Origin of the sequence: Brevibacillus sp. JNUCC-41 (assembly GCF_014844095.1) — a bacterium.
Taxonomy (GTDB): Bacteria; Bacillota; Bacilli; order Bacillales; family DSM-1321; genus Peribacillus; species Peribacillus aracenensis.
In genome coordinates this window covers 2,076,094-2,094,815 of record NZ_CP062163.1, presented here as the reverse complement: position 1 = coordinate 2,094,815, position 18,722 = coordinate 2,076,094, and the positions used below count along the sequence as shown (strand labels likewise).

Here is an 18,722-nt window from a genome sequence, read left to right as displayed (position 1 = left end):
GACTCTTCCTTTAAATCATTGGGAGTCGACTGCTTTTTTAGGTAAATACCAAGATTTAATTATTAGGCAATCCTTTTCTTCCACATCAGCAACCATGCCGACCCGGGAAGTGATTCCTGATTTAACCGATGCTGAAATCGTAGCTAATTCTTTTCGATTCTGAAACCAGCTTTTTTTATATGTGATTGATTGAATTCTGCTTCTCTGCATGATTAATGTTTGCTTTGAAAAAAAGCGACTGCTCAATATCAACAAATTCCCTTCTATGTTCCATCCCGCATCTCTATATTGCATGTAAGCCCAAAAAATCGCCAACGGTACAAGCAAAAGGGAAAGATAACCCCAAGGTCTGAAAAACCATACCAAGGCACCTATGATCGGGATAAGGTATAGAAACTTGTGAAATACATACCGGGAAAGTGCACGTTTAGGTATCGGTGTCATCTCAGTGGTTGTTTCATAAACTGGTAAAATCTCCAGGATCTTTTCATGTAAATGCTTCTTCCTGATTAAAGGGAACAGCATGATTGATAGACTTTCTTTATCTTCCATACTGCCACCCGCATACTCAATATAAACCGTCGCCAAGCCCAATGGCTTTCGAATCAAATTCTCCATGATCCGGATACCTTGTATTTTATGGATAGGGATTGTCAGCTGTCTTTTTTCGAGAAGCCCTCTGGAAATAACGATTTCCTCATCCGTTTTTATTACGGTGAAGGAAGCATATTTAATTACCATGCTTAATGTAGCCAGTACATAAACCACCAATAAAGCCACTAAGGCAAACAAAGTCAGAATGATGGTCCCCATTTCAATAAAATCTTCATAATCCTTAAATATCCTCTCAAAAGGTATCATTTCATCGAACTGTGAAATAAATGCGATTGCTCCAGACAGGAAGACACCTACTGCTCCCGAAGTGGCAGCCATAACGAATAGTTGCGGCAGCGTCTGCTTAAAAACGGAAGACGATTTTGCATTACCCGCTACTTCATTTTTATCTTTATCAGAAGGATTATTCGCATTTTTTTCCTCACTAATAAAAGCATTTATTCGATCTGCATCACTTTTTCTTATGGCTGATAATACGGCATCGGCCTGAGACCCGCCTGCGGTTTCAATATTCAACTTCACCAGGCTGAATATCCGCTGGACGATACCCTCCGAAATATCTATGCTATGAATCCGATCATACTTTATATACCGTTTCTTCCTTACAAATACCCCGGACTCCATTCTGAATTCGCCCTCTTCCAAGCGATATGTAAAGCGTAACCATTGAAGGAATGCATTCCCTATAATAAAAAGTATAATAATGGCTATGACCAACGGTTGTATCCATCCAGGAATTCCTTCATTCTTCCCAGGAATGACGACCACTAATAAAAAAGGGATGACTAACTCCTTAATCGATTTTATTATGTTAAGCAATACAGCTATGGGGTGCAGCCTTTTAGGTTCAGACATCTTCTTCCTCCACACTTGCCATCCTGGAAATATAGTGCCGCAATTCATCTGCCTCTGCTAGGTCCAAGGCAGGGATAACATGAAGGGTCGCTGCAGTCGAAATTTCAACGGAGGCTAAATCGTATTTCCTTAATAATGGCCCTTGCTTCGTTTCCACATGCTGAACCCTAATCATGGGTATGAGTGTTCTTTTAATGACGAAAATGCCACTTTGGATATCAATTTCGGTATTTCTCACTTCGTAACGCCATCTCTTCCATTTCATCGATGGAATCAGAAAAATGGCCAGATAGGATTGGATTACCGAAATTATGATCAACGCTCCAAACACCCAATATGTCCAATCAAAAATGATTGTAAGCACGAGTGCGGCGATGCTTATAATCCAAGTTATTGAACAGCTTATAAGACCACCGATTTTCCATACGGTCAAGGCCTTATTCGATATACGATTTTCAGGTTCCATGCTCTTCTCCTCTTCGACAGGTAATTTTTAGTGAATCTTCATCATCCATCCTTCGCTTTCATCCATTATACTATAATTAAATGCTGGAAATTAACCCCTTTTCAAACAATGGCTTTGAGCAGTCCATCCAACCAGCCATTCGGATACCATTTGAATTATGGAAATGCACACAAAAAAAATGCCGCTCAAATGAGCGGCATTTCCAATTCAATTAAATCTTATTTGATTTTTCTCTTTTTTGGCTCGTGCTGCGGTTTCCGTAACCATTCGATTTACGGTTTGCGCCCGGGCGTTTGCTTGATCCGCTACCGTAATCTTTTCTGCCTGAAGAACTGCGGCCATTGCGCTGTCTGTTACCAGAAGAACTGCTGCCACCGCGGTTGCGACGCATTGGAGATGGAGATTCTTCCGTTAGCTTGATAGGCGTTTGATCCGGTTCTTTTGTCATTGATTTCAGCATAGCTGCAACTAAGTCCGCTGCGCTATGTTTTTGTAATAATTCTTCCGCTTGACCAAGGTATAATGTTAAATCATCATTCTCGATTGTATTAAGGATTTTTTCCGTTACTGCTTTTTGTTGACCTTCCAACGCTTCAGTTAACGTAGGAGTCTTAAGTTTCTCCATACGTTTTTTCGTTGTATGCTCAACCGCATGCAGTTGTCCTCTTTCTCTTGGTGTTACAAACGTAATGGCAATACCATGTTTACCCGCACGTCCTGTACGTCCAATACGGTGAACATAGCTTTCCGGATCTTGTGGGATATCAAAGTTGTATACGTGAGTAACGCCGGAAATATCAAGTCCACGTGCAGCCACATCAGTAGCAACGAGTACATCGATGCTGCGGTCTTTAAACTTTTTCAATACAGAAAGGCGTTTTGCCTGACTAAGGTCACCATGAATGCCTTCAGCCATATAACCGCGGATATTCAATGCAGATGCCAATTCATCTACGCGGCGTTTCGTACGTCCGAAGACGATAGCAAGGTCCGGTGTTTGGATATCGAAAAGGCGTGCAAGTGTATCGAATTTTTCACTTTCTTTTAACTCCAAGTAATATTGTTCGATACGATCCACTGTCATTTCTTTTGCTTTTACACGGACAAGAACGGGTTCCTGCATGAATCTTTCAGCAATTTTACGGATCGGATCAGGCATTGTAGCTGAGAAAAGCAATGTTTGTCTTTCATCAGGAACCGTTGAAAGGATCGATTCGATATCCTCAATGAATCCCATGTTAAGCATTTCATCCGCTTCATCAAGAACTACAGTGTGAACTCCGCCTAATTTAATATTTTTACGTTTGATATGGTCTAAAAGACGACCAGGCGTACCAACGATAATATGTGGTTTTTTCTTTAAAGCACGGATTTGACGGTCGATATCTTGTCCACCATAAACCGCAAGTACACGAGCGCGTTTTCCGTAACCAAGCTTGAAAAGTTCCTCAGAAACTTGAATCGCTAGCTCACGTGTAGGTGCAATGACAATCCCTTGCACGTTTTCGTTAGCAATATCGATGTTTTCCATCAATGGAATACCGAATGCCGCCGTTTTTCCTGTTCCTGTTTGCGCTTGACCAATGATATCTTTACCTTCAAGTGCTAGAGGTATCGTTTGGGATTGAATCGGGCTCGCTTCTTCAAATCCCATTTTTTCTATTGATTTCATGGACGTTCTATCTAAACCTAATTCGCTAAACAATGTCAATGTTTTCGTACTCCTTTTTATATCGTAAATTTACACGTGCATATCATGCACAGATGTTTAGTTCAAATCCTCATCATCATGACGGATGTTCTACTTTATCTAAAAAGTTTATCATTATCACCTAAAAGTATCTGCCTTTTAGTTCAAATGAACTCAATATGATTTTTTAAAAAGGAAATATACCAGTACGGACATTCACCGGCATTTTTAATTTTCGCGCACGTGTAGACTTATCATTAACATACGCTCATCTTTTTAAAAGTACATGTAACCAAAATTAAATTCAATATGGAAAATTAAAAGTAGCATAAACGGGTGTTTGACCGTTTTATTCAGGTGAGGGCTGCTGCACCTATTATTCATCAGACTTAAAAAGGCTGTATGAACAAAACTTGACGAGAGCCAAGATTCTTATACAAAACAGGCCCGGTGCGTTGAGGATTTGCAGAAGTGGAAAAGCGCTATAATGCGGCTTGATTCCCTAATAGCTACTAAAGCCGCCAAGAGATGCAGCTTTTATATATGACCAGACGCGCGGCCTATTTAATCTAAAATAATCTCAAGAATGAACTCATGAAACATGTAAGAACATACAATTTTGTTGCCTCAACCTGATTAATTTAAATAATCATCAATGATAAGACATTTAAACTCATACTCATATTACCATTTTCAAACTGTTAATGCAATAAAGGATATCGCCCCATTCAGAGTTACTAAAAACTTTAGATCGTTTCAAAAACGAGGAAATTGGATAGTCCCACCTGATAATTGTGCAACATAATTTGTTCATCAATAGAGTTACCTTAGTTACTAAATCCATTCATGAGAAGTGGATTCATACTGCAGACAAATTCTGAAGAAAGCGAGATCCCTGAACCGACTGGAACGTTTTTTAAGGGAGAATCTGTTCCAGTTCAGGAGGAATTCAGTGACCTAGTCCTTTTCTATGATGAGACCATTTAAACCACTTACTGTATCCATTTAAATGTTTTGCAAAACGAACATCTATTTATTTACATGATATGTGTTTAAATCAAATAGTTTCAATAAACCTTTTTTCAGGAAGAATTAGTTCGAATGAATGGCCACCATCCACGGTCCCACCGTTGGAAAAAGAAAGGACTTATTATGAATCAATTTTGAATTTCCAGGTATATAGAACCATATATTTTTTGAAAATTCCATCTTTTCATCCGAAAAATATAGTAAATAAGTCTAAATGCAGTATGATTGACCTATCAACAAAATATCGGGGGGTTATATGAATATATTCACAATAGATGTTCCTTTATGCAAGGATTTTGGTCGAATCTTAAAGAAAATGAACAAGAATGTCACCTTTTTGGAGGATCCACTCAATCAAAGTCATCTATTCAAGGATTCAACGGACTTAATGAAATCATTATTTATTTTACCTTTACACATATCAAAAGATTCTTGGCAGGAAACTTCTTTGTTTGCCTTAGCTGAATCTCACGAAATCCCTATCTTATTCATTTACAATCGCGCTTTAGGAATGGAGACACCTCCGGCATTACCGGAAAACACCTTCTATGAAACCATTGCGATCCCTGCCGATTCAGTAGAAGTCAGGATTAAATTAAATTCACTCAAAAACATCAGCATGCAACTGTTTACGGCAAAAATGAAGGGGCAAGAGCTTGAAAAGATACACCAAAAATCAGCAAGGAGCCTGCGAATTGCAAAGGGCATACAGCTTTCAAATTTACCTTTGTCGATCAATAATGAAGATATAGAGGTCAAAGGTCTTTCCCTGCCTTCGAGTGAACTTTCAGGGGATTTATTTTACTGGACGGAGGTTGATGACAGGATATACGGCTTCATAATGATTGATGTATTCGGAAAGGGCATCCATACAGCACTTATAAACATGTCCATACGGACTTTAATCCCCGACTTATTCAAACGTGTAAAAGATCCCATTTTCATAACAGAGGAACTGGACAAACATATGCGGGACCTATTTCAAGGAGTTAATCGGGAAAACAAAAACCATGCTCTCTTTACAGCTTTCATAGCATATGTGAATACAAAGGATCGACTCATCGAATATGTGAACTACGGATTTACTTCAGCCTTCTTGTATTCCCCAAGCACCAACCAAATTCTCAATTTAAACGAAGGGGCCACCCCAAGCGAACTGATTCCCGAATTGCCCATAAAAAAAATAGTCTTTCATTATGAACCAGGAAGCCGTTTCATCATCTATACAGATGGACTCTCTAAAACGCCCAATCCTTCCGCCTTTGACCGGTCTGACAATATCAAGAGGGAGTTCATTGAAAATGTCCATCTCGATACAAATAAGGTTCTTCAGGAGCTTTTGATCTCAAGGATGAGGCATTCAGTGATTAACGATGACATCTGCATTATTGCAGGGACACTTTTTTAAGTACGATAAAAAAAGGCCGTTTTCAAAAAGAAACGGCCCTTTCTACGCTTTTTTATTTTTGTAGGGCTTGAACGACTTCCTCCAGCTTCATGCCCCTGGATGCTTTAACGAGAATGATGTCATTTCCCTGTGTAGAAGACTTAAGTTCCTCTATAAGCTCCTGTTTATCTTGAAAAGGACGAACCTGCTCCGATGAAAAAGACTTGCTCGCTCCCTTGGCAATAAACTCGGCTAAAGGACCAAACGTGAAGATCTTATCAATCCGTTCATTGGAAATCAATTCACCAATTTTCAAATGAAAGTCTTTTTCCTGTGGCCCTAACTCCAACATATCTCCCAATACAAGGATCTTTTTCTCGAATCCAGATAACCCCTCAACCAATTCCACTGCTGCCTTAACTGAAGTTGGACTGGCATTATACGCATCATTGATGATCTTCTGCCCTTTTGCGCCTTCGACCAATTCCATCCTCATATTAGTTAATTGAATGGTTGACAGACCTTTACGGATCGCTGAATCATCCACATCGAATTCTTTAGCAACCAAGATGGCAGCCAGTGCATTAAGAACATTATGATTGCCTAATACGGGTATCTCATAATCGATCTCCTTTTCACCGCTTGCGATTGTAAACGCGGTACGGTCTGCCCCTTGGCTTATGGTCTGTGGATATAAATCATTTTGTTTCGTACGTCCAAAAGATATTACATTTAAATCAGGAAAATCGCTTTTGATCCGATTGCGAAGCAATGGTTCATCACCATGATAGATCAGCTTCCCATCTTTCGCCAAACCTTCGACAATTTCCAACTTTGCATTCGCGATTTCCTCGCGTGATCCTAAATCCAATAAGTGTGATTCACCAATATTGGTAATGATCGCTACATCAGGCTTTGCCATTTTGGATAAAAACTCAATTTCACCGCGGCTGCTCATTCCCATTTCCAAAACAGCTGCTTCAGTATCCTCATCCATCGAAAGCACCGTTAGTGGTAAACCTAAGTGATTATTGAAGTTTCCACTGGTTTTATGAACTTTATAGGTAGTGGCCAGCAACGCAGCCGTCATATCCTTCGTTGTCGTCTTACCGTTGCTTCCTGTTATCCCAATGACATTAATATTCAACTGCTGACGGTAAGAACGCGCCAATTGCTGAAGTGCTTTCTCGGTATTTTCCACAATGATTATTGGTAAATCATTAGGAGGATTCGGAACATCCCTTTGCCAAAAAGAAGCAGCAGCTCCTTGCGCCAATGCTTGTTTGACATACTGATGTCCGTCAACCTGCCCACCCTTAAGCGGTATGAACAAACATCCTTCCTTAACCGTTCTGGAATCGATGGTAACCCCATTAATTCCTTTGGACTGGAATGGACTGATATCATTCAAACCCTCTGCCATCTCATGTACTTGTTTTAACGTTCTCTTTATCATTTTGTTCCTCCTACATTCATCGAACCGTTAATCGCTCTCTACTTCCAATAACCAAACGAAGCAGAAACCAGTTTAAAATCGCACCGGTTCCTGCTGATTGGAATCCATCAAATCAACGTTTGATGGATTGTGAAGTTTACTGCTACATTACTTGCATGATCAAACTGTATATTTGATTTGTTGTTTTTCCTGATGACGTTCCAAGGCAAGTTTCACTAGTTTTTCAATTAGCGCTGGATAGTCGACACCTGTGTGCTTCCACAATAACGGAAACATGCTGAATGGAGTAAACCCAGGCATTGTATTCACTTCATTAATATAAATTTGCCCCTCATTCGTTAAGAAGAAATCAGCGCGAACCAATCCAGAGCAATCCAATGACTTAAAGGCAGTAATGGCCATTTCGGATAAAGTTGCATACTCGCTTTCCGATATCTCCGCTGGAATGACCATCGCTGAATTACCGTCTACATATTTTGCTGAATAATCATAGAAGCTAAAATCCTTCTTAGGGATGATTTCGCCTGCCACTGAACAAGACGGTTCATCATTACCGAGAATACCAAACTCTAGTTCACGAGCAATGACCCCTTCTTCAATGATGATCTTCCGATCGAATTGAAAAGCTTCCGCTACCGCTTTTTCCAGTTCATCAGCATCATTACATTTGCTGATACCGACACTTGAGCCTAAATTGGCAGGTTTGACAAAACAAGGGTACCCCAATTCCTCCGCTACCTTTTTAATGGCACTTTCAGTATTCTTCTCCCATTCGGAACGAATGAACCAAGTGTATTTCACTTGCGGAAGTCCCGCCTGGGCAAAAATGTTTTTCATGATGACCTTATCCATTCCTGCTGATGAAGCTAAAACGCCATTTCCTACATAAGGAAGGTTCAATAGTTCCAGCATCCCTTGTACGGTCCCATCTTCTCCATTTGGTCCGTGAAGCAATGGGAAAATTACGTCATACCCTGTTGATTCACTATCTTCATCAGTTGAATGTGCCTGCAAGGCAAGTGGTGAGCTCGATTTTTCCGGTGAAAATGTTAAAGCCTCCACATTCTCAGCAGGTCCTGTTAACTTTGGTCCATTAATCCATGAACCCTCTTTTGTTATGTAAATCGGATATATATCAAACTTTGCTAAATCGAGAGCTTTAATGACAGCTAAAGCCGTCTGCATAGAAACCTCATGCTCCGCAGATTTTCCACCATAAAGCAAACCAAGTTTAGTTTTCATGAGTTATTACCCTCCAATATTCTTTTAACCATGTTCATTGTATCACTTTACACTAAAACGGATAAAGCGAAACTTCCATCATTGGGGCTTTTCCAATGATGGTTAGTTAAGCCAATCGGGCTTTTACAGGCTGTTGGCCACCACATTTCTTTTTCTTTACATTTGCCTTCCGCTTCCCTTACAGCCTGTTAAGGCGGGATAAAGCGAAACTTCCATCATTGAGGCTTTTCTAATGATTACCGTTATCAGAACGCAGAATAACACCGCCACGTCCTGTGAGCCGCCCTCTCTTGTCTTTTATGCATGAGATGGTAAGTCTTACACCTAAAAAATTGGAGGATGACAAATAATCCAATCCACTAACCTCGGAAGTTGGGATAATCAGGATGATGATGTGTTTTTAATAACGCTTTCCCATACTTTTTCTTTTCGATTGAAGATAATAAAGGCATCGGGCTCATAAATAACTCTATCCGAAAAGTCGTCATGCATCTCATCCATGTTTAAATAATCCCCTACGACCCATGCAGGTATCTCAATTTTCGTTCTTGTATACTTAACATCCCGAAAGGAAAAAGCGAGCCCCTCTCCCAGAATATGAGCCAAGGAAGAAATGATTTCTGCAGGAATCGCTGTCAGCTCTTTTTTCTTTCTGATTCCAAGCCATGTCCTCTCTACTTTTAATGGCTCCAGCTTTAGCGGAATCAAGCTTCCTAACATCATATAATATGTCGAAAGAGAACGAAAATAAATTTTATTGAACCAACCATCATCCTGGGCAAGGTACACAAATTGATTATTCAATTTACGGAAAAACGGGGGACTCAGATGGGTTTTAGCGTGTCCTAAATATAAAAGTTCCGCTATTTCCCTTCCATCCAATTCATCCAGCCCTTCCGCCTCTTCAAAATCGACCCAACAGAAATCTCCATATGCCCGAACATTTTCTTTAACGAGCTTTGCAATATCCTCAGATGAAGCGCTCTCTAGCAGGACATTCAAATTGTATTCCCCACCATCGAATTGATGTTTCAATAATAAGATCGAATCCAAGGTATATGGCAGCGAATAGACGAATTCACGAAAATTGAGTCCATTAAAAAGGACAAACCGTTCGGAAGCCTGCATATACATATATAAGATATCATTGCTATCATTCTTCATAACCTGACCTCCTCCGAGCTCTCAATCAATAATGTTATTTTATCAAACTTTTGGGTTTTCACATAAGTTATATACCACCCAACATTAATCATCATCAGCATCATGTACATAACACGATTCACAAAATCCATATTTTAGTGAAAAATTCCGAATAGGAGGAATTGATTTTGGGTAAAGTTAAAAAAGCTTTTGTCATTCATCCTTTGCATGATGCCGCTTCCATTGATGCAACTAAAAGATCAGGTCTATGGCAATCAGAGAAATTTGCCTTTTGAAAAATATTTATATCAGGTTGATGCAATCCTTGATATCGGATGCGGTACAGGAAGAACCACACTCGCACTATATAAAAAAAGGGTTCCAAAATATAAAAGTGAAAGCGCATTTTATTTCAAATCAAAAAAAAAAATCCAGAGTGACATTTCACTCTGGATTTTTATATTAAGAAACTTGCTCTAATTCTTTTTTGGAAGGAGGGTTGAATTGACCTTCCCATTTAGAGATGACGATTGCTGCAAGTGAATTACCGATAACGTTTACAACTGTACGTCCCATATCAAGAATACGGTCGATACCAGCAATAAATGCTAGACCTTCAATAGGAATACCGACAGTTCCCAATGTCGCTAAAAGAACTACGAAAGATACACCTGGTACACCAGCAATCCCTTTGGACGTGATCATTAACACTAGCATTAGCGTAATTTGCTCATATGCGCTTAAGTCGATGCCGTACATTTGAGCGATGAAGATAGCTGCTAACGCTTGGTATAATGTAGAACCATCAAGGTTAAAGGAGTATCCAGTCGGAATTACAAATGTAGCAATATGTTTCGGACATCCCGCTTTCTCCATTTTTTCCATGATTTTCGGAAGAACCGCTTCTGAACTTGCAGTAGAGAAAGCAAGAATCAATTCTTCTTTTAGAAGTTTAATCAACGTAAAGATATTGAATCCGACAAATTTCGCAATAAGACCAAGAATGACTATTACAAAGAAAATCATTGTTCCGTAAACAGAAAGCGCTAACTTTCCTAACGGAATTAAAGATTCCAAACCGAATTTGGAAATAGTCACACCGATTAGTGCAAATACACCGATAGGAGCAAATTTCATGACCATGTTAGTTAGGTAGAACATTCCTTCAGCTACACCTTGGAAGAAACGGAATACTGGTTTACCCTTTTCACCGATGGCCGCAATACTAAGTCCAAACAACACGGAGAAGAAAATGATCGCTAGCATATCGCCTTCTACCATGGCTTTAACTGGATTGGATGGCACAATGTGAACGATTGTATCCACGAACGATTCATGCTGCTTAGTTTCGGCTGTATCAACATAGGTAGAAATATCAGTTTGTTCTAGCTTGTCCATATTCACACCAGCACCAGGCTGGATGATATTCGCTGATATTAAACCAACAACAATCGCAATCATCGTTACCACAACAAAGTATGATATTGATTTAGCTCCAAGTTTACCTACAGCTTTCAAATCACCTACACCAGCAACTGCAACGATAAGGCTTGAAACGATGATTGGCACTACAATCATTTTAATCATTCGTAGGAAAATGTCTCCGAATGGTTGTAAAAAGTTTTGGGCCGTCTCACTACCATAAAAAATGGCACCAACGATAATCCCTAGAATTAAACCAATAAAAATTTGGCTAGCTAAACTTAGTTTGAATTTCTTCATTTACTTTCCTCACCTTCCATAAAGTCTTTGATGCAAAAACATTTTTGTCTCGGTAAGGGAAACAAGATACTAATAAAAGAAAGTAATTTTTCTTTTTTTGAAAAACTCTGTCTTTACGCCGAAAAAAAAGACACTTCATGTGTCGATTTCTTATTGGCGTGAATATTCACACATGTTCCCTTAAAGACGCTGACGAGGTTAGCTGTCGGGTTAGGAATTGGAAACACAAAGCCCTTTCATTTCTGAATTCACCCCTAGCGGATAAAATCCACAAAAATGGGTCCCCCGTTCTTGGAATAAGATTAAGCGAGTTAACTTATAATAAAATATTATACTAAAAATGATAATCTGTAAATATTTAATCGCATCCGTTTATAAAAAATCTTTAAATATGTCTGAATATTCTGTATTAATCGCTATTATATCTATAATTACTATCCCAATTTTTGATCAATAAGTTATATTGATATAATTAATGAATAATTTGACATCACCTCTTTTGTTAAAGGAACGGTTATTTTTCCAAAATGCCAAGTAACAGATATCTTACTTTTTCCCTAGAGGTGAATTTTTTATAAGTCGGAACTTTCACTTTTTCAAATTGAATCGGAGTAATAAAATTAGAGTGGTTCTTCACTGCCACATCCGGCTTCAGCAGGATGACGTCACCTACAGACGGCCCCTTTATTATTTCTTGCTTTCCTTCCGCTTTAAGCCCTTTTGTAATGTAATGTTTATCTACATATCCTTTTTTTGTCAATTTGTAAATATAAGGATTTTTTTGGTAATTCACCGCCTCTATAGGTACGGAGGGTACACCGGCTTTCTCATTGGTTATTACAGTAAGATCCACTTTGGATCCCACTAACAAAGGTTCCGTTACTTCGCCTTCCGGTTCGATTAAAGCCTGAAATGGAAATCTGTTATCTTTTTTTAACGACGGCTCTTCAGCTGGATAGGAATGGATACGGCCTATCGTTCCTTTCAATGCCTTTTTTGAATCAGAGGAACTTGCTTTTATAGTCATGCCCACTTCAGCCTTTTTCATTTCCTCTTCGGAGAATTGCCCTTCAATTGCCATATTTGTAGAAACAATGGATATGATGGGATTTTTCAGGTTTTTATTGATATTTTTAACTACACCATCAGCCTCGCTCGTCGTCACGATAGCATTGGACTGCTCCTCAATTGAACTCAATTTTGCGTCAAGCATTTTCACTTTTTCATCCAAACTGTTTCTTTCCAGTTCCTGCTTGTACATTTCTTGCTCAATGTTACTTTTAATAAGATCCGTCGAGTTTGTGGTTAAATCAGTACTCAAGTTTTTTTCCACCGATTCATCAATGGCCGCTATTCCAGAATCACTGGTCAGGGACCCTTGATATGCCCTCAACTTGCCTATGTATTCTTCAATCCCCGCAATTTCTCCCTCAGCTGCCGTTTTTTCCGCTTCTAAATCCGCTTTTAGCGCATCAAGTTCGGTCGTCTCATACTCAAACAATGAAGATCCAGCCGTAATCGTATCGCCTTCTTTTACAAGGAATTTCTTAAAATCATTTTTCTTGGTATCAAAATAGATATCATACACTTCTACAGGTTTAATTACCCCATTTGTTTGAATAGTATCCCTAATTGTATCCTTTTTTACCTTTGTCCAGTTTTCAACGAAAATAGTTCGTTCCACTTTGCTTTCTTTTTTTTCAAGAAGGTATATGTTAACGGCTATTAAGACTATCGATGCAATCGAGACCGCTGCTATTTTCCATTTTCCGCTCATTCTTTTCACCCGCCTTATACAAATACGCCTACTTGGATGTATGCTAAAAAGGCTTTAACAAACCATGTGGCCAGATAGAATAGAACAATCATTAAAAGGACCAAATAATTATTTCGGTCTGAAAATTCCTTTAAATAAAAATATTGCAGAGCAATAATAAGAAATTGAAAAATGGTGATTTCGCTGAAAAAGTGAATGAAATAATCACTTCTGAGAAAATACTGACTGATGATCCCAAATGAAAAAGGATTGGCATCGCTGCCTATATCCATTAAAACAAATAGAGGAACCAGTAATGTTTTTTCCATTAATTGCAAACCAAAAAGAATCATTTGAACGATGACTAATTTTATATATGGGATATCAGTGACGATCCAAAAGAATAGAGCTGCTAAAAATATGTATATGGAAGGGGTGAGTATGCCTGTTACTATATTGCCGCTCAAAATCAGCAACTTTGCTGCTTCGAATTCATTGGCACTCATCGTCGTGACTTCTTTGGAAAATGATTCTGAACCAATGCCAAAATATCCCCCGATGGCAAAAATTATTAGACTAAGAAAATATAAAAATAGTAATTTCAATCCAAGCTTTGTGACTGCCTCTGCATTTTGCAGCTGATAACGACTCCGATAAGGCTCTAAAATGCCCTTTAACAATCCGACCTGGTACACCATATGTGGTCCTCCTGAAAAAAATGATATTTCATCATATATTTTATCTTATTTTGGAAACAATTGCAGAAATAAGGGATGAATATACAAAAAAAACACATAAGCCTTCCCTTCAAATTTAATCCCCACACTAATTTGGTGTTAATGATGATAATTGAAAGAATTTCCTAACCACCGCTTTTGAAACTCATTAACAAATGAAAAAAGAGGCTATACGCCCCTTTCGTAAAACCTTCATATATTCAGCAAATAATCCTTCATCATTAAGATAAGCTTCGAACCCAAGGGACTTCTTTTTTCATTTTTTTCCAAAAACAACAAAAGGCTTTCCAAGATGATGGGATTTGGCCTAACTTTTGAAAACTCTTCCTGGATCGCCTTTAAAGCTTCCGTATTCTTGTTTGTTTCCATTCCCTCTTCCTTACGTGTTTCCACTTCCAGCATCCTGACGATGATCGAATGGATTTCCTCTTTAGGGCTCAAATCCCGCATCGAGCATCCTGGTAGTGGAAATTGTTTCAATAATGGATCTTCATTGTTCTGCAGGCTTGCGATGATTGAATCCATCCGGTTCAATATGAAGCTAGGTAACAATTCCACATCGAAAGCATTTTGTTTCCTGATCAATATTCCGATATATCCTTTGAAAAGGGAATCCAAAATTATGGTGCAATCTGGCAAAAGATCAGCAGAAAGTCCTGGGTATAACTCAATGATTTTACGCTTGAACCAAATCAAGCCCTCTTCATGGATATAATGTAAAAATCTATCTAGTTCTTTGCTGATATGAACCATTTGTTCCTGCATCATCATTTGAATCAAGTTGGTATTTCCCGTCATATGCTCAATGTGGACAGTGATTTGCCTCATGAATTTGTCTTTACTGGACAATGAAGCATCCAGTTCAAGATCGAGCAATGAGTCCGTCAACGCTTCATAATAAAATTTAAAAATGGACACCAGTAATTCTTCCTTCGATTTAAAATGATTATAAAAAGACCCCTTTGCTATCCCACATTTTTCAGCAATTTCCTGAACGGAAGTAGCATGATAGCCTTTCTCCGCGAAAAGCTCTACAGACTTATCTATGATCATCTTATTTTTTTCTTTCATCAAATTCATCCTATCCCTTAAAATTATCCGTCGGTGACCGAACGGTCACTTCTTCCAAATTGTATCCCAAAACCCTTGAAACCACAACATTAACACTACCGGATATTATCTGTTGCAATCATAATCTATATACTATATATTTGAGCTTGTGACCGACTAGTCACAATTTTATGTATGGAGGGTACAAGCTTGAATTCAATAATTAAATTTTCATTAAAGAATAAATTGGCAATCTGGTTGCTTACGATCATCATCGTTGCAGCTGGATTATACTCCGGTTTAAACATGAAACAAGAAACCATTCCAAGCATCTCGACTCCTTTAATAAGCATCTCCACAGTATATCCTGGAGCTGCACCTGAAGAAGTAGCAGATAAGCTCACAGACCAGATAGAGCAGAAGGTAACAAATTTGCCAGGAGTCGAATTAGTCAGTTCTTCGTCCATGGCTAATGCCTCATCCGTCCAATTACAATATGATTATGATACGGATATGGATGACGCTGTAAAAGAGGTGAAAGAAGCTTTAGAGAAATTAGAACTTCCTGAGGGAGTGGATAACCCAAGCGTATCAAAATTAGAATTAAACGCTTTTCCTGTCGTCGCACTCAGTGTAACAGATAAAGGTTCTGATTTACCAGCTCTTACAAAAAACGTTGAAGAGGTGTTAGTCCCTAAACTTGAAGGAATTGATGGCGTGACATCCGTATCAATTTCCGGACAACAAGTAAATGAAGGCAGCCTTGTATTCGACGAGGAAAAAATGGCTCAATACGGTCTCGATGAAGATACCGTAAAAAAGGTTATCCAAGCCGCAAACGTCAACATGCCGCTTGGCATATATAACTTTGATGATAAAGAAAAAACGATTGTTGTGGATGGTAACATCTCCACATTAAAAGACTTGAAAAATATAAAGATCCCTTTAACAGGCGGCTCTCAAACAGGAACGCCAGCACAAAACGGAACGGAAACCACTCAATCTCCTGAAATGGCAACAGGCCCCGCCCAACTGCCAAACGTCAAATTATCAGACATTGCCGATGTTAAAATCACCGGTAAAGCTGAATCGATTTCAAGAACAAACGGTAGCGAATCGATTGGGATTCAGGTTACAAGATCGCCTGATGCCGATACAGTTGCAATCGTAGACGACGTACAAGAAGAAGTTTCGAACTTCAAAGAAGAATTTAAAGGCGTAAGTGTACACACTACGCTTGATCAAGCCCAACCGATTAAAGATTCTGTTGAAACCATGATCAGCAAGGCACTCTTCGGCTGTCTGTTTGCCGTCATTGTTATCATGCTGTTCCTTAGGAACTTTAAAACGACTCTCATTTCCGTCATTTCGATTCCATTATCCCTGTTAGCAGCCCTTTTGGTGCTTAAACAAATGGATATTTCATTGAACGTCATGACACTGGGGGCCATGACCGTTGCCATTGGCCGAGTCGTCGATGACTCCATTGTCGTCATTGAAAATATTTATAGAAGAATGGCTTTAAAAGGCGAACAATTAAAAGGCGGCGAATTAATACGGTCGGCCACTAAGGAAATGTTCATCCCTATCCTTTCATCGACAATCGTTACTGTAGCCGTATACCTGCCTTTAGCAAGCGTTACAGGACCTGTCGGGGAACTATTCATGCCATTCGCCTTAACAATGGTGTTTGCATTAGTCGCTTCATTAATAATTGCCATCACACTTGTTCCCGCAATGGCAGACTCTTTATTTAAAAAGGGACTATCTAAAAAAGAATTAAAATCACATGAAGAAAAACCAAGCAAGCTATCTTCATTCTACCGAAGAGCATTGGATTGGTCGTTAAACCATAAATTGATCACTTTCGGTACAGCCATTGTATTATTGGTCGGCAGCTTATTCCTAATCCCAAGCATCGGTGTCAGCTTCATGCCTGCTGATGAAGAAAAAACGATCATCGTCACTTACACTCCCGCACCTGGAGAGTTAAAAGAGGATATTGTAAAACAAACAGAAAAAGTAGAAAAATACTTCATGGATAAAGACGATGTGAAGACTGTTCAATACACACTTGGTGAAAGCATGATGGGCGGCATGATGGGCGGCTCGAGTAACTCGGCTCTCTTCTATGTACTCTATGATAAAGACACCGAAAATTTCGGGGACAAAAAAGAAACCGTCATAAAGGATTTAACTGAACTTGATTCACCTGGAACTTGGAAACAACAAGAATTCACGTCAACATCAAGCAACGAAACCACTCTATTTGTTTACGGAAATACACAAAAAGACATTGAACCGGTAATTGATGATATTCAAAATATCATGAAGAAAAATAAAGATTTAAAAGATGTTGATACAAGTCTTTCCGATGCTTATGAGCAATATACGCTAGTTGCAGACCAGGAAAAGCTAAGCGACCTTGGACTGACAGCTGCACAAATTGGTATGTCCATTGCCAATACGAATAAAGATGATGCTATAACTACGATTAAGAAAGATGGAGAAGAAGTCAAAGTATATGTCGAGACAGAAGAAACGACATTTGAAGACAAAAAAGATCTTGAGAATACGAAAATTTCTTCTCCAATGGGGATGGAAATCCCATTGAAAGAGCTTGTGAAAATCGAAGAAGGCAAAGCTTCCGATACAATCAGCCGCCGCGATGGAAAAATCTATGCCGACGTGTCTGCAACAATCAAAACGGATGATGTGGCAGCAGTAACAGCTGAGGTACAAAAGGAAGTTGATAAATTAGACCTTCCCGCAAGCGTCTCTATAGACTATGGCGGAGTGACGGAAGATATCCAAGAATCATTCACTCAACTTGGTATCGCTATGTTAGCGGCCGTTGCTATCGTATACTTTGTCCTAGTCGTTACTTTCCATGGTGGTTTAGCACCTATAGCCATTCTCTTCTCCTTACCATTTACGGTAATCGGGGCATTGGCAGGGCTATTCGTTGCAGGTGAGACCATCAGCGTTTCAGCAATGATGGGTGTCCTAATGCTTATTGGTATCGTTGTAACCAATGCCATCGTATTAGTGGACCGTGTTATCAAGAATGAAGAATCCGGGCTATCTACCAGGGAAGCTTTACTCGAGGCAGGATCCACCCGCCTGCGTCCAATCCTGATGACTGCCCTTGCCACAATCGGCGCTTTAATACCTCTGGCAATCGGTGCGGAAGGCAGTGGATTAATATCACAAGGTTTGGGAATTACCGTTATCGGCGGACTTGTGAGTTCTACATTGCTAACACTTGTAATAGTGCCGGTAGTATATGAAGTTATAATGAAAATAGGTAAAAAGAAGAAAAAAACAGTTAAGTAACAAAGAAAATGAAGGAGGGGATTCCTTATATTAGGAATCCCCTCTTTTTTGATTCAACAATTGATCAATATGCCCTTAACATATTAGCCCTTCATACTTCCGGCCCCTTTTGACCGATTCCTTCTTCTTTTAACATTCCCCGTCTCATAAGACAAAACGTCCTATTCTTCATTTCCAAGGAAATTTGTTTGTTTTAAAACTTTATTTAAACAAAAAAAGGGAAAGAACCCGCTTTCCC

The 18,722-nt window shown here is 39.1% G+C and carries 12 protein-coding genes and 1 riboswitch; of the genes, 2 read left to right on the top strand and 10 right to left on the bottom strand.

Annotated features, from left to right (window positions below):
- Nucleotides 1–15 precede the first annotated feature (15 nt).
- From JNUCC41_RS10375 to JNUCC41_RS10365, 3 genes are all read right to left on the bottom strand, one after another.
- A complete protein-coding gene (locus tag JNUCC41_RS10375) occupies nucleotides 16–1,470 on the bottom strand; it encodes a PH domain-containing protein (RefSeq protein ID WP_192207527.1) in 1,455 nt (484 codons plus the stop codon).
- Nucleotides 1,463–1,936 carry a PH domain-containing protein gene (locus tag JNUCC41_RS10370; protein ID WP_192207526.1) on the bottom strand — a complete coding sequence of 158 codons (474 nt, stop codon included), beginning with the start codon at nucleotides 1,934–1,936 and terminating at the stop codon, nucleotides 1,463–1,465. Before JNUCC41_RS10370 ends, JNUCC41_RS10375 begins: the two co-directional genes overlap by 8 nt.
- A gap of 211 nt (nucleotides 1,937–2,147) precedes the next feature.
- A complete protein-coding gene (locus tag JNUCC41_RS10365; protein ID WP_228467592.1) occupies nucleotides 2,148–3,647 on the bottom strand; it encodes a degradosome RNA helicase CshA in 1,500 nt (499 codons plus the stop codon).
- A gap of 1,264 nt (nucleotides 3,648–4,911) precedes the next feature.
- Here JNUCC41_RS10365 and JNUCC41_RS10360 point away from each other — a divergent pair.
- Nucleotides 4,912–6,063, top strand: coding sequence for a PP2C family protein-serine/threonine phosphatase (locus JNUCC41_RS10360; protein WP_192207525.1), 1,152 nt, complete (start codon nucleotides 4,912–4,914; stop codon nucleotides 6,061–6,063).
- A 52-nt stretch (nucleotides 6,064–6,115) separates the two neighbouring features.
- On the opposite strand, the gene JNUCC41_RS10355 is transcribed toward JNUCC41_RS10360, so the two are convergent.
- The 7 genes from JNUCC41_RS10355 to JNUCC41_RS10325 form a co-directional block, all read right to left on the bottom strand.
- Complete coding sequence (locus tag JNUCC41_RS10355) at nucleotides 6,116–7,498, bottom strand: UDP-N-acetylmuramoyl-tripeptide--D-alanyl-D-alanine ligase (protein WP_192207524.1); 1,383 nt, start codon at nucleotides 7,496–7,498, stop codon at nucleotides 6,116–6,118.
- 159 nt (nucleotides 7,499–7,657) lie between these two features.
- Nucleotides 7,658–8,740, bottom strand: a complete 1,083-nt coding sequence (locus JNUCC41_RS10350) for a D-alanine--D-alanine ligase (RefSeq protein ID WP_192207523.1) — start codon at nucleotides 8,738–8,740, stop codon at nucleotides 7,658–7,660.
- Nucleotides 8,741–9,121: 381 nt separating this feature from the next.
- Nucleotides 9,122–9,904, bottom strand: a complete 783-nt coding sequence (locus JNUCC41_RS10345) for a hypothetical protein (protein ID WP_192207522.1) — start codon at nucleotides 9,902–9,904, stop codon at nucleotides 9,122–9,124.
- A 441-nt stretch (nucleotides 9,905–10,345) separates the two neighbouring features.
- Nucleotides 10,346–11,605: a cation:dicarboxylate symporter family transporter gene (locus JNUCC41_RS10340; protein WP_192207521.1), complete on the bottom strand. Its 1,260-nt coding sequence runs from the start codon at nucleotides 11,603–11,605 to the stop codon at nucleotides 10,346–10,348.
- 172 nt (nucleotides 11,606–11,777) lie between these two features.
- A riboswitch (cyclic di-AMP (ydaO/yuaA leader) is annotated at nucleotides 11,778–11,924 on the bottom strand.
- Nucleotides 11,925–12,119: 195 nt separating this feature from the next.
- Entirely contained in the window at nucleotides 12,120–13,382 is a 1,263-nt protein-coding gene (locus tag JNUCC41_RS10335; protein ID WP_192207520.1) for an efflux RND transporter periplasmic adaptor subunit, read from the bottom strand.
- A 14-nt stretch (nucleotides 13,383–13,396) separates the two neighbouring features.
- Nucleotides 13,397–14,059 carry a hypothetical protein gene (locus JNUCC41_RS10330; RefSeq protein WP_192207519.1) on the bottom strand — a complete coding sequence of 221 codons (663 nt, stop codon included), beginning with the start codon at nucleotides 14,057–14,059 and terminating at the stop codon, nucleotides 13,397–13,399.
- Nucleotides 14,060–14,290: 231 nt separating this feature from the next.
- Nucleotides 14,291–15,169: a TetR/AcrR family transcriptional regulator gene (locus JNUCC41_RS10325; protein WP_192207518.1), complete on the bottom strand. Its 879-nt coding sequence runs from the start codon at nucleotides 15,167–15,169 to the stop codon at nucleotides 14,291–14,293.
- A gap of 189 nt (nucleotides 15,170–15,358) precedes the next feature.
- Here JNUCC41_RS10325 and JNUCC41_RS10320 point away from each other — a divergent pair, with 189 nt between their 5' ends.
- The gene (locus JNUCC41_RS10320) at nucleotides 15,359–18,484 is read left to right on the top strand and encodes an efflux RND transporter permease subunit (RefSeq protein ID WP_192207517.1); all 3,126 of its coding nucleotides are present in this window, start codon (nucleotides 15,359–15,361) and stop codon (nucleotides 18,482–18,484) included.
- Nucleotides 18,485–18,722: the final 238 nt, after the last annotated feature.